We start from the raw sequence: 13,881 nt of genomic DNA, 5'->3' as shown, positions 1-13,881 counted from the left end.
AGTGCCGTTGCTGTTAGTTTCGCACAATATTCGGCAATTCTGCACGGTAGGTGTGCGCCCGGCTAAAAGGGGTGCACCACAGCCGGTATAGTAGTGCCACGTGACTGACGCATCCGCGGATTCCCTGATCCGCCTACGGCTCGATATCGCCTACGACGGCACCGACTTTCACGGTTGGGCAAAACAAGCCGATCCGGCGATCCGGACGGTACAACACACCATCGAGCAAGCCTTCGGACTGATTTTCCAAACCCCTTGTCCGTTGACAGTTGCTGGACGCACCGATGCCGGGGTGCACGCCACCGGGCAAGTAGCCCACGTCGATGTGCCAGCCAAAGGCTTGGAAACCCGCTCGATCGACGGGGATCCCACCCGGCTTGTTCGACGTCTCACCCGGCTGCTCCCAGATGACATTCGGATTCACGCGGTAACAGTTGCACCAGATGGCTTTGATGCAAGGTTTTCTGCGCTGCGGCGACACTACAACTATCGGATTACTACCGCCGCCTGTGGTCCGCTCCCGCAAACTCGGCTTTTCACTGCTGCATGGCCACGCCGCGTCGACATTACGCTCATGCAACAAGCAACCCATGCACTCTTGGGATTGCACGATTTTGCCGCATATTCCAAGTATCGTCCCGGGGCCACCACAGTGCGGGATCTGCAAGCGTTTTCCTGGCGGGAAGTGTCTACCGCCCAGGAACCAGATACCTATGAGGCGACCGTCATCGCTGACGCCTTCACCTGGTCGATGGTGCGCTCCCTGGTGGGGGCAACCTTGGCCGTCGGCGAAGGCAAACAGCCGATCAGTTTCACCGAAGCAATGCTCAACGAACGCAGTCGGAGTTCGAAAATTCCGGTGGCACCCGCCTGCGGACTCACCCTCACCCAGGTGGATTATCCTGCCGCTGCCGCATTAGCGGCGCGTGCCGAACAAACCAGAGGTGTGCGTGTCCTCCCCGGTGAGGAAACACGAGCGGTTGGGAAAGGCTGCCCGGAAACAAATCCCTATTTCCATGGCGTGCAGGAATAATAGCCGGAGAACATGCATAGTAGTGCCGGGAATGTCCGCTGGTGCGGTTGGTGAACTATGCTTTGCCGAGAAGGAACCGAACCCCACGGTGTTGTTGTGTGCAGCGTTTGTTTCACCGTTGCACACCTGAATTTGTGGCAACAGCCTGATTCGCAGTAAGAATCATCCCAGGGATGCAAGCATCATCTGGTGGGGAAAATCGAAACACGTGACGTCAACTATGTGCAGCAGGTGAAGGAGGCATGTTGATTACCGATACAACAATGCATGCAGCCTTCGCCATGCTGCTGGTGTTTGTGGTTCCCGGCTTGGTCATCAATTGGATGAGTGGGCTAAAACTTCCCTGGGCGTTGACCGCAAGTGTGCCGGTATCCCTCGGGGTGCTGGGCTTTATCGGCTGGCTATCCGGGTTGGATGACAGCCAAAACTTCACCCGTGACCATGTGGTCATCGCCCTGGTGATGTGTGCCGTGCTGGCGCTGCTGTGGCGATGGATGGTGTATGCACTGTACCGGTGGCGGGCACGTCGTCGACATGATCGTCAACACACAGCGCTCTCACCACCTGAACTGCCGGAAACAACAGGAAACGATGCCGGCCCGGGAGAGAAGCTGGCAGCATTTGCTGAACATGATGAGGTGACAGTCGATTCCGCCTCTTCCACAGCAGATGCTGGTCCTGCCGCACAACCGGGGTCCGCAGTAGCGGTTGACGCGTCGGGTAGCGCATCGGCACCAAACGAGGAAGCTTCAATCGACCCATCTGCCAGCAGGCGACGCTGGAAGGATATGTGGTCACCTTCCCACTGGTCGGCGTATGTTACCGGCAGTATTGGTGATCCTGTATGGGTGATACCGGCAGCAGGCGTGCTGGTTGGCATGTGGTTGATGATCATCCGTGCCCTGGAGACGCTTGATCGTGCCCGCTACGGGGTGGAGAGCATTTATCAGGGATGGGATGTGCAATGGCACGCCAATGAGGTGACGTTTATCGTCCGTGACCATGTTGCCTCAGCGACCCGCATGGGTGAACTGATGAATCAGGAAACCCAATTGCCGATGTACTACCCGTCGGCGTGGCATGATCTCACCGGGTTTGCGGCAATGATTACCGGACTCGATCCGGTGGTTGCGGTCAACCTTGCCGGCATTATCCTTCCCGGGGTCTTGCTGCCATGCAGTGCTGCAGCGCTGACTTGGCGGTTGTGTGATTCCCGATCGATGACTGCGCAAGTCGCAGCGGGACTTGCCCCCATAATTGTGGCCGGTATTCCGGCGTTTTATTGGGTTGGCATGTATGTGGGCGCGTGGCCGTATTTAGCGGCGATCGCCGCGGCCGGCATTGTTATTGCCCTGTTGATTTCGGTGACGGCAGCACCGGTGCGGGCGTTTGCTGCTTGTTGGGCTTTTGTTGGTGCGGTGCAAACCCATCCATCGGCTGTGACTGTCATCGTGGTGCCAGTTGTCTTGTGGTGGCTGACCCGCGGGTTGTGGAAACCCGCACATCGCAGCATAGGTTTCCGCCACGGATTGCGTGTTCGATTGTGGGAAACTGCGGTGCTCGCCGCCACAGGGCTGGTTGGTTCGATGTTGGTGATGCCGCAAATATTGGCTGGTATGCAGCAGTCTGGGGAAGTGGAGTCCTTCGAGGCAACTGAAGATGTTACCCGTGCTGAGGCGTGGGCGATGGCTGCGAAACTCGCTACCCGGCATGCGGAGGTTTATGAACTTGTCCCAATGTTGTGGTGGTCAGCATTAGCAGGGGCGATCATGCTGCTGGTGTGGCGACGCAGCATCTTTGGCCAACTCACCTATTTGTTGTCGCTGGCGGTCTGTGTCAACGCGATTCTGCCCTTCGACGCCCCCTTGTCCAGTTGGCTGTCGGCTATTGGTTCACTGCATTACAACACCCCGCATCGGCTGATCATGCCAGTGGTGTTGTTGACGGCTATCGGGTCAGCGCTGTGTATTGCTGGAACTGCGGCGGTGATAGCCTGGCTGTTGCTGCGTCGTTTCCCACGGCTGCAGGTTGCCCTGATCGGTTTGCTAGGGCTTGGAACCGGAGTGCTGCTGTATCCGGCTGTGTCTGCTGCGACTGCGGAACCGGCAGAGTTTGCCATCAATCATGATCGTAATGGGCGGATGGTTGATACCACGGATCTGCAAGCGTTTGACTGGTTGATGAAACAACCACATGCGTTCGACGGACATATTTTCGGTGATCCTGCCGACGGTATGGGTTGGATGTATGCGACCAATGGTCTACCGAGTTTCTTTCGGCATTATCTTTGGCCAGTGCTTCCCGAACAGGCCGACACGAGTTTGTTGTACTGGTATCCCGACAAGCTGGGTGTGGGTAATTTTGATGATCCAGATATGGCCAATGCTGTAGACGAGGCAGCAGCAAGGCAGAACATCACGTTCTATTATGTTTCGCCACCGACATTTTGGGCGTTTCAAGAGCCTGCCCTGGAGATGATCTTAGGGCTGTGGGAAACCCCCGGCGTCACCCCGGTGTACAAAGACAAGCAAGTATCGATCTTTGCAGTCAATGCAGCGTTTACCGATGCGGAACTCATCGCTATGCGGAAACCGGGTAATTCTCCCGAACCCTTGCCGCCGTTGGTCACCAAAGGGGAGATGGGGGTGGCGAACTCGCAGGCGGAAATCAATGAGCCGTATTTCCATCGCCCAACTACACCGTTGACCGGGAATGCTGAATCGTTTGTCAATGAACGCGAGCAGCAGGTACGGGCAACCTATGATCAGCTGTGGCATGCTGAGCTTCCCGAAGAGGCCACAGAATAATCGTCTGCCTTTCGTCCACTGGCAGTGGCTAAATGTGCTGAGAACAATGGGGCACACCGCAGACTACGCACACCGCCGACTACGACTGTTGGGCGGGGCGGGTACCCTTACTTCGGTGAGGGAAGACGACAAACCCTAGCGGAGGGAAGTTTCCCCGAGTAGGATGAAAACTTCACTGACTGGTTGTTTTCAGGGGACAACCAGCAGTTTTGATGCGCAAGTGAACCTGCCATGGTAAGAGCCGCAACACCACGTCCGGCGGATTGGCGCATGCACTGCAAACAGTACTTCATATTGAGGGGGAATATTCGGTGGGCTATGAACTGCTGACCACGAAAGCACAAGTAACCGGCTATCGGTTTTTACGCCGTCGGGTTCATCACGGGCTGGTGCTTGGCGATATTCGAATGATTCATGATCCGATCGCACGGCGCAGTAAAGCTGTGGCGATGTCGACCGTGGCGGCAGCAATTGGGGTAGCCGGATCGGGTGCTGTTGCCGTGTTTGCTCCCGATCCGCAGCCGGGTGATAACCAGATCGTGCGCAGTCCAGCCGGTCACTATTATGCGCGTATCGATCAGCAATACCATCTCACGCAGAATTTGTCCTCGGCGAAGTTGATTGCCGGGGCGCAAGCTACCGTTGGCAAAATTGGGAATACTGCGTTACGCAATCTTCCCCGCGGGGTGCCGGTTGGTATTCCCGGCGCGCCTGACAGGCTAGATAAGGTGGCAGCTTCGGCGGAGTTCGCGGTGTGTCACACGGCGGCTGGCACGGAGCTTCCACAAGTAAATCAAGGCGATGATGTTGCGCCGTGGCGGCGGGTGTTGAATGCGGTGCGGTTGCCGCGGTTGCGGGAGCATAGTTTGGCGGGTGCAGGGGCGGTTGATTCTGGGGCGGTTGTGGATGCTGGCATGGGCAGTGGCGGTGATGCTGCTGCCCGTGGTGGGCAGTCTGCTGGTGGAAAGGATGCCGCGGTGGCGGGTTTTCGTCGGCGTGCGTTGGATGGGGCGGGTGCGTTTGGGGTGTTGCAGCGGGATGTGCAGGTTGCTGCGGAGCGGGTGATTGTCACCATGGATCCGGTGACGGTGCCGTTGGGGGAGGATGAGGCGCTGTTGGCGGTTGTTGATGGTAGGTGGTGGCTGGTGCGGGACGGGTCACGTGTGTTGTTGCCGCCGGAGAATTCCCCGCTTGGTGTGGCGCTGCGGGAATTGTTGGGGGTGTCTGCTGATACTCCTGTGTGGCGTCCGCCTGCAGCGGTGTTGAATACGATTCCGGAGCGGGCACCGTTTGGGTTTGATCCGCAGGGGGTGGTGTTGCGGGCGGGGCATGCGAAATATTTTGTGGTGGGGGAGAAGCATCAGCGGTTGACGGTGTTTCAGGCTGAGTTGTTGGATGCGGCCGGGGTGCCGACGGTGACGGTGGTGCGGTCGCAGCCGATTACGCCTATTGAGGATCCTTCGTTGGTGGTGTTGCCGGAGCATCGTTTGCAGGTGGTGTCGCCCGCGCAGAGTGATGTGTGTGTGACTGGTCGTGGGGCGTCGGTTGGTCGACGGGTGCCGGTGGTGGATGCGGGTGTCGAGTTGCCGGGTTCGTCGGTTGCTACCCATTTTCAGGCTGGTTTCCCGGAGGGGATTGTGGTGGATACGACGACTGGCTATTTTGTGATTGGGCAGACGGGGGCGCGGTATATGGTTGCTGATCGGGCGACGGTGGAGGTGTTGGATCCGCCGTCGATTTTGCAAGGCCCGTGGCCGATTATTCGGTTGTTGCCGCAGGGGCAGCCGTTCAGCAGGGAGGCTGCGTTGCGCCCGGCGGAGGGTTTTTATCAGCTTGCTCCTTAAGGTGGCGGTTGCGGGCGGGTGCTACCTTACGCAGGGCAGGTTTGTCGGTGTTGGATTGTTGCACAGTGGTGTGCTGTTGGGGTGTGTTTGCTCAACGGGTGCACAGCACAGCAGCGGCGCAGCGTCCTTGTGTGGGGGGATGCTTCGCCGCTGCTTGCTGGTGGGTGCTTGTTAGGACTGTTTGCTGCGTCGAATTGTGGTGATGCGTTGGGCGATTGCGGCGGCTAGCAGACAGCTGGTGAGCCCAATGATGCAGTAGCCTAAGAGGCGGGCGGCGCGTGCTGGGGTTGGGGCAGGTGGTTTGGCAGGTGCCTGGACGGTGATGGCGCGTGGGGTGGGGGGTTGTTCGGCGGTGGCGCTTAATGCTTGGAGTGGATCGATGGCGCCGGTGGTCGGGTCGGCGATGTGGGTGAGGTGTTCCCGGATGGCGGCCGGGCTGAGTTGCGGGTTGCGGGATTTGAGTAATGCGGCGACACCGCTGACCCAGGGGGCGGCATAGGAGGTGCCAAACAGCGGTTGGGGTTGCTCGATTGTTCCGGTGCCGAGAATAAGTCCTTCCCCAGTGGGGGATAGTCCGGCGGGCACCCAGCCGGGTGCGGATACGCTGGGATAGGGGGCGGGGAGTGAGTAGGCTGCATATTCGCCGTTTTCGGCGAGTGCTTGTACTGAGAGCACCGTTGGCAGGTGGGAGGGAAATACGATTGCGCCTGGTGCACAGTTGCCGCCGCTGTTGCCGCTTGCCGCTACCACGATCGTGCCTTGTGCTTCGGCGCGGGCTAAGGCTTCATGGAGTGGGGCAACATCAACGTGTGCGCCTTGAGCCGCAGGTATGCAAGACACCACAGAGATATTGATGACATCAGCTTTGTCGTCGAGGGCGGCGTGTATTGCGGCGGCGAGGGTGGCTAAGGTTCCCCCGGGGGTGTCGGGTGGGAGGGTGTTGGCGGTTTGTTTAAATGATCGGATTGTTGCCTGTGGCGCGATTCCGGTGGTGAGTATGCGACCGTCTTCACCGGTGGTGAGTCCGCCGATGATGCCGGCTACGATGGTGCCGTGTGCGTCGCAGTCGATGAAGGCATGTGCCGGATCGTCGCCGGTGAGGAAATCTTCACCTTGTTCCAGGGTTGCTAATCCGGGGTGGGGTGTGACCCCTGTGTCAATGATGGCGATGCGAATCCCTTCGCCGGTGGCAAGCTGATGTACCGCCTGCAGGCGAGTACTGCGCGCAATTGCTTTTGCCTGCTGATCAGGGGTTGCCGGCACCACCGGGACACAATCCGCTAACTGCCAAGGGCCGACGGTTGCGGTTGTCGGTGGGATTTCTGGTGCGAGGTGTTCTGGCGGCGGGTTGGTTTCGTCGTGATCGGCAGGATCAGTGGCAGGGATTTCCGCCCCGGCCGGTGGATGCTGTGGTCGCGGGGCAGCATGCTGGGGATAGTTTGGTCGCGGTGGTAGCGGCGGCGGGGATGGTTGCGGCACAGGTGCCGGTGCCGGTGCTGGCGGTAACAAGGCTGGTGGGATTGCCGGCAAGGGTGGGGCTGCTGGTGGCGAAATTGGCGGGAGTTGCGGCAGGGGCGGCAGATCAATCCATTGGGCAGGCGACGTACGCACGTCGTCAGTCGCAGCAGGGTTGGGTTCGGTGCCAAACTTGCCCTGTCCGGGGTGCGGTTGAGCGGTTTCGTGCAGGTGTGTGGTCGGGTTGAACAAGGGTCGATTCAGGTTGCCTGCACGAGTGTCTGCTGGGGGCGGCAGGGTCAGGCCATTGCTGTGTGTTTGCACCATGCCGTGATCGACAACCCGGAATTGCGGGGCTGTGTTGGCGACCGGTTGGTGTGCTAGCAGCACCACAATAAACAGGAAACTACCAATACTGGACGTACACCGAGCACACCATTGGCTAAACGGCACCTTGGACACCCGGCGGCTGGTGGACCATAGAAAGTGACCGACCAATTGGTGGATAAAGTTACGCATCACAGCCCCCTGACCATGGTGTAAATACCGGCCACAAACAATCCTATTGGCAGCAGTGTTACCAGTCCGAGCATCTCTAACTGTTCAAGGCGGCGTAACGCCGGTGGGGACAGGTGGGTTAACCGGTCGGTGAATAGTGGCGCACTGACACATCCCCCGGTCAGTGCCACCATGACGACGATCAACCATCCAGGCTGATGGCTGACTGAGGCCACATGCACCCCAATCCCAGCAATTCCTGCCAGCGCCCACCCGTGGAGTAGCAACGCCCCGGCCACACTGTGCAGACGCATCCCATGAAATCCCACACTAAAACTGGCGGCAGCAAGCATAGCCACCACCCAGTGGGTGCTGGCTGCACCAACAAGCAACATCGCCGGAATCCCCACTACGGCGCATCCGCCAAGCATCCCGGTGTACAGCGCCTGCGCGGTGCGGGCTTTCGCGGTGGTGTGATCGTCCCGTTTCGGTGGCGGGGGCATAGTCTCTGCGGTGGGGCCAACAGTGGGAACCTGCAACCCGGCAAGGCTCAAACACCAGCCAGGACACACCGTGGCCACTAACACGGTAAACACCACCGCCAACGCGGCAGCCTCCTGGGTAGTGTGGGTGAATCTTGCCAACAGCGCAATAAATGCGGCAAGCAGCAGCAGGGTGCACTGCAAACTTGCCCACACCACCGGTGTAGCGCCGGTAATGGTGGCCACCGCCACAGCACCAAGCCCAATAAGACACCCCACGGCGATAGCTGACCCGTAGTGGGGCTGTGCCGTATCGATGAGCCACCACCAGCCGGCGGCAACAGCCAGCATGACTCCCGCAGTGCTGCTTAGCTGCGCACACAACTGCCTGCTCTCCAATTCTTGCCGCGCATCTGGCTGAATCCCTGATCGGTGCACAACTGGGGAATCCCCGGCGCGGCCAGCACAGCTGCCCCCGCTGCTTCGCGCTAACCAAGCCCCCAACGTTAACGCCACCAGGCTGGCCAAACCACATCGCGCCCACAGCGGCATCCACCATTGCAGATAGCCGACACAAACCGCCAACGCAGCCCACCCCAATGCACACGTCATCGCTGTTCGCAACGCGGGAACAGGTTTCGTCGGCAGTGCAGTAAACGCCTCCGCCGCATCAACTGGCAACGGCGGTGCGGCAAGCTCCTGGTGGGTCAACATTAGTCGCCCACCCTGTCCCAATGGGGTGTGCGTCAACGGCACCGCTGGATCCAAACGCCACCCACTTGCAGTGGTGGCAACCCAAGCATCAGCCTCATCGATACATCCGGCAAGCTCTAACACTTCGGGAAGAATATCGACGAGCCGAGCCTGGGGCGGCAACACCATATCGACCGCAGGTGGATTCTGCCCAGCCTCCGGAATCACCTCGACGGTAACTCGCAGACCCTGATCGTCCACGCTCATTGTCATTGTGCTTCAACCACCTGTCATCGTTTGGGGAAACTCAGGCGAACATCCCGAAGATTCCCAAGCCCCGATCAGCAGCTGCCACCACACCCACAAGCAATGCCTCACCAGATCGCAACGAGGGGCAACAACTAGTCACCTCACCCCTGCAAAAATGTTGGCATTACCTGTTCGTGCGACAGCTGCTGAATTGTTTGACTGTGCACCGGCCACAACCGGTGCACGCTCATCGACACAATGAGACTTCCCCTAATAGCGCAACGGTTCCGGCTACCAACAAAACACCTGCCACCGGCAGTAGGCGTACAACCCGCCAAAGCACACAGCGGTGCACATTCTAAAAACACAGCATGGAAAAACCCGCCGAGGCGGCGACCAATGGGAACCATCTGCAGCAGCCAACCAGACTAACCCCTCGAACGCTGCCTCTTGCGGCAGCATCTGATGCCGAAAACCCCAGCACGATTCGCTAGCAGCAACCAATCGGTTTTCCGAAGTGCTGCCCAACCCTGGTCTACAAGGAGCAAAGCTATGACATCGCCGAACCATGCCACCCGGCAAGCAGTGGTTGTTCCGATACGCACCATGGACGACCGAATCCCGTGGCCAGAACCCCCACACGGTGACATCGCAATCGAGGCGATACCTGCCGCCGAAAAACCCAGCCCACAACCCTTAATGCGGTGGATCCTCCCACTGATTATGGTGGTCGTCTTCGGTGCGATGATCGCCATGATGGTGCTACGCGGCGGCGGATTCAACCCTATGATGCTGCTATTTCCAGTGATGATGCTGGCCAGCATGGCAGCGATGTTTGGCGGTAACCAAACCGAGGACGTCACCGAAACCCGTCGCACCTATCTTCGACACCTACAACAAGTACGACGTCAAGCGCAACAGCACAGCCAGCAGCAACGCCGCTATTTAACCCACCGATTTCCCGCCTCTGAAACGCTTTGGTCGATGCTGCACACCCCGCGGCTGTGGGAACGCGACCAAACAATGGAAGACTTCGGCTGGGTACGGATCGCCACCGGGGAAGTAGCACTGGCCACCCCCGTACAACTCGCCCAACCAGGCGCCCCAGAAGACCTAGACCCGGTCTGTGCGATCAGCGCCGCCCACGTCATCGACACAGTAAGCACCGTACCCGACTGCCCAGTCGGCCTCACCCTGACAGATTTCCCAGTCATAGCGCTCACCGGCCCCGGACGAACCGGCATGGCCCGCAGCCTTATCGTGCAACTGGCGTTCCACCACGGCCCAGACAGTATCACCATCACCACCCTCGGATCCGGATTCGACTGGGTGAAATGGCTACCCCATGCCCGCCACACCGCCCGCAACAACACCAACGCCCACCACATTTTGGTAATCGGCGACGCAGGACCGCACAACACAACCGACTACAGCGAATTCGACACCATCATCGACGTCGCCTCCACCCCAGGGAGCAACCTGTGGCGTGCAGCCCGCGACAGTGGACTCATTCTGCACCTGGCACCAACCCCCACCAGCAACACAACCACCACAGCAGTAGCAAAACATCGCAAACAATCACGTCGCACAAGCGGCCTTACACAGCCACACCTGCTACCACCTGTAACCCGCCGGAAACACATCCGTCAACGCACCACACCCACCTTCAAGCACCCCTTCCGCTCCTTGCTGACCCGCCTACACCCAACCCCGGAACGCAGCCACCTTCAGCCCCAACACCACCCACTACCGCCATCCCCGACCCAAAACGTCAGCTACCAGCTAGCAGTCGAAACAGCAGCAGGGAAAGAAGTCCTCGGACAAGCCGACACCATCAGTCTCACCCTCGCCCGGGAAACAGCCCGACAACTCACCGGCTACCGCCGCGCAATCACCACCGGCAGTAGACAGAGCAGCGGCATGCTGCAGCTGTGCGGAATCACCAGTCCACAACAACACACCCCGGCCGCCATGTGGCCACCCCTCGCCGCGAAAGCCCGACTAGCCGTCCCAATCGGTGTCACCACCACCGGCCACCCAGTTGTACTCGACCTGAAAGAAGCCGCCCAAGGCGGCTACGGGCCACACGGACTGTGCATCGGAGCCACAGGATCCGGAAAATCAGAACTATTACGCAGCCTTGTCGTAGGACTAGCACTCACCCACAGCCCCGACGACGTGAACTTCGTACTCGTCGACTTCAAAGGGGGCGCCACCTTCCTAGGCCTTGACGGGCTACCCCACACTTCGGCGGTGATCACCAACCTGGCAGAAGAAGCAGTCCTAGTAGAACGCATGCAAGAAGCAATCGAAGGAGAAATGCATCGCCGCCAGGAACTCCTGCGGCGCGCCGGGAATTGTAAAAACGTTGACGACTATCGTCATCTGCGTCAAAACAATCCGGCATTGCCGCCGCTGCCAGCGCTGGTGATTGTCCTCGACGAGTTTTCTGAGCTGCTGGGACAGCATCCAGATTTTGCGGATCTGTTCACTGCTGTCGGCCGTCTCGGCCGCTCACTCCACATGCATCTCCTCCTTGCATCGCAACGTCTTGAGGAAGGCAGACTGCGCGGCCTTGACTCGCATCTGTCCTATCGACTCGGGTTAAAAACATTCTCTGCGGCAGAATCACGACAAGTCTTAGGGGTAGTTGACGCGTACCATCTTCCGCAGCAGCCAGGTGTGGGACTTCTCCGCACTGATGCTGAGGCGTTGACCCAATTTCAGGCAGCCTATGTGTCCGGCAAGCTTGACAACGAGCTCACCGCTGCAGTGGAAGCGATGTATCAGCTGCCTGCCCCAACAATGTTTACCCATGCGGATGTGCTCAGCGAAGCAGTAGTGAAACTTCCCTCCCCGACATATGGTGACACTGCCGGCCAGCAGGATGCCACATTGGTCGACTACACCGTACGGGTCACTAGTGACGCTGCCGCGTTACGACAGTTGAAGGCACATCAAATCTGGTTGCCGCCCCTGCCTGCAGTTATTGATGCCGCCCCGTTTATACGGGATATCCAGCAGCCACCTGCCGGTGAGATGTCGGCAACTCTCGGACTTATTGATCGTCCACGGTTACAGCGTCAAGACCCCTATGTTGTGCAGCTCACCGGCAGTAACGGGCATGTGGCTGTGTGTGGCGCGCCAAGGAGTGGTACATCAACTGCGCTGCGCACCCTCCTGGCAGGTTTAGCAGCCACCCATTCCAGCGCGACGCTTCGGATGTACATCATCGACTATTCAGGACATGCGCTCGACAAACTAGCGATGTTGCCACATGTGGCAGCAGTAGCTTGCCGGGGAGAGGAAGAAAAAATCCGGCGGATTATTGCGGAAGTCATTGGACTTATCGATCAGCCGGCCAACGACACTGAACACACCCTGCTGGTGATTGATGGGTGGCAAGGGTTTATGCAAGAGTTTGGCGACACTGATCTGTCGGATCAATGTATTCGAATTGTCACCGATGGTCTCGGGGCTCGAGTGCATATGGTGCTGTCGGTGCAACGATGGGCACTACTGCGGCCAGCGATCAAAGACGTTATCGGCCTGCGCCTTGAACTGCATCTCACCGATTCGCTCGATTCGGTGCTCGATCGCAAAGCGCAACAGCGGCTGCCGGCAATTCCGGGAAGAGGATTGACGCATAACGCGGAACCTATGCAGTTCACCACAGTTGACGATGCACTCATCGCAGAGATCGCAGCTAATTCGGCTGCTCGCGGCGATATTCCGACCCGCCCGCTGCGCATGCTTCCCACAGCCATTGAAACGACCACAGTCGACACTAGCCAACCGGTGACATTTGCTATCGGTGGACCATTACTCAGCGCAGTAGTTTTCAACCCGGATCGACAAGATCACTTGGTGTGCTTCGGTGCCCGCGGTGCCGGGAAATCAACAATGCTGGCAACTGTTGCAGAACAACTATCAACCATGGATCGGTCTCATGCCCGGCTGGTGGTGATTGATCCACGACGTCGACATCTTGGCGCATTTCAAGAGGACATGATCGCAGCCTATGCCAGCAGTGCCGATCAGATTGTGACAGCAATCAAGGATCTGCAAATTACATTGCAGCGCCGACTACCTTCGGCAGATATCAGTCCGGAACAATTGCGGGCGCGCTCCTGGTGGCAAGGACCAGAACTCTTTGTTTTAGTTGATGACTTTGATCTGCTTCCGGACGGCGCATTACACCCTCTAGTGCCGTTAATTCCGCATGCGAAAGACATTGGCTTACATCTCGTCATAGCGCGAAAAACTGGTGGGGCGGCTCGCGCAATGTGGGATCCGCTGATCAGTGCGGTGAAAGATAGCACCCCGGTTGTGGTGTTACTTGACTGCGATAGGGAAGAAGGATCCCTTTTTGGAATCAAACCCCGACATTTCGCCCCCGGCCGGGCGACGGTCAGTATCGACGGCGACATTGTCGGTGAATGTCAGATTTTGCTACCTGCAGTCCAAACTCAAATGCACGAACAACCTCGTGGCGAGCATGCAGTGCCAGCTGGTGATCACCCCGACCATTCAGATCACGGGAGCACGGCTACCGAAACGGAGTCGAACAATGCGCTAGTCGGCGACGAGCTCACCGCGGGCGAGAAACAACTCGATGACATGGGGAGTAAAGAAAACCAGCGCCAGCACCAAAATTCCACACAGGAAGCTGCAGATCTGGCAACGGAGCAAGCGATGCCAGCGGATGCCACCATCATTGATCCTGAAGGAAGTCCTCATCCCACAACGAGCCGGCAGCTGGTAGATGACAGATCGACACCGCCAACAGGGGAACTTGGCGATGTGCAATCGGCTGCATC

Annotated in this window: 5 protein-coding genes and 1 pseudogene; 4 read left to right on the top strand and 2 right to left on the bottom strand. The window is 58.7% G+C overall.

What is annotated here, in order from left to right; all coding sequences use genetic code 11:
• Positions 1-100 precede the first annotated feature (100 nt).
• The 3 genes from truA (at position 101) to CCHOA_RS08500 (ending at position 5,684) form a co-directional block, all read left to right on the top strand.
• Entirely contained in the window at positions 101-1,033 is a 933-nt protein-coding gene (truA, locus tag CCHOA_RS08510) for a tRNA pseudouridine(38-40) synthase TruA (protein WP_123929446.1), read from the top strand.
• 242 nt (positions 1,034-1,275) lie between these two features.
• On the top strand, positions 1,276-3,840 hold the full coding sequence (locus tag CCHOA_RS08505; protein ID WP_123929443.1) for a DUF6541 family protein: 2,565 nt from the start codon (positions 1,276-1,278) through the stop codon (positions 3,838-3,840).
• A gap of 263 nt (positions 3,841-4,103) precedes the next feature.
• Positions 4,104-5,684, top strand: coding sequence for a type VII secretion protein EccB (locus CCHOA_RS08500; protein ID WP_123929440.1), 1,581 nt, complete (start codon positions 4,104-4,106; stop codon positions 5,682-5,684).
• Positions 5,685-5,855: 171 nt separating this feature from the next.
• Here the strand turns inward: CCHOA_RS08500 and CCHOA_RS08495 are convergent, their stop codons facing one another.
• Positions 5,856-7,295: a S8 family serine peptidase gene (locus tag CCHOA_RS08495; RefSeq protein WP_164472440.1), complete on the bottom strand. Its 1,440-nt coding sequence runs from the start codon at positions 7,293-7,295 to the stop codon at positions 5,856-5,858.
• Positions 7,296-7,657: 362 nt separating this feature from the next.
• Complete coding sequence (gene eccD, locus CCHOA_RS08490; RefSeq protein ID WP_123929434.1) at positions 7,658-9,085, bottom strand: type VII secretion integral membrane protein EccD; 1,428 nt, start codon at positions 9,083-9,085, stop codon at positions 7,658-7,660.
• A 528-nt stretch (positions 9,086-9,613) separates the two neighbouring features.
• Between eccD and eccCa the strand changes: the two are divergent.
• A pseudogene (gene eccCa, locus CCHOA_RS08485) lies at positions 9,614-13,477 on the top strand (type VII secretion protein EccCa); the annotation flags it as partial.
• Positions 13,478-13,881 lie beyond the last annotated feature (404 nt).

Source organism: Corynebacterium choanae (assembly GCF_003813965.1).
Lineage (GTDB): Bacteria > Actinomycetota > Actinomycetes > Mycobacteriales > Mycobacteriaceae > Corynebacterium > Corynebacterium choanae.
Note: the sequence above shows the minus strand (reverse complement) of the source record. Positions and strands in the feature narration are given on the sequence as shown.

Excerpts from the sequence above, each read along its gene's own strand:
- eccD (WP_123929434.1), bottom strand. The coding sequence starts at position 9,085 with ATGACAATGAGCGTGGACGATCAGGGTCTGCGAGTTACCGTCGAGGTG.
- CCHOA_RS08505 (WP_123929443.1), top strand. The coding sequence starts at position 1,276 with ATGTTGATTACCGATACAACAATGCATGCAGCCTTCGCCATGCTGCTG.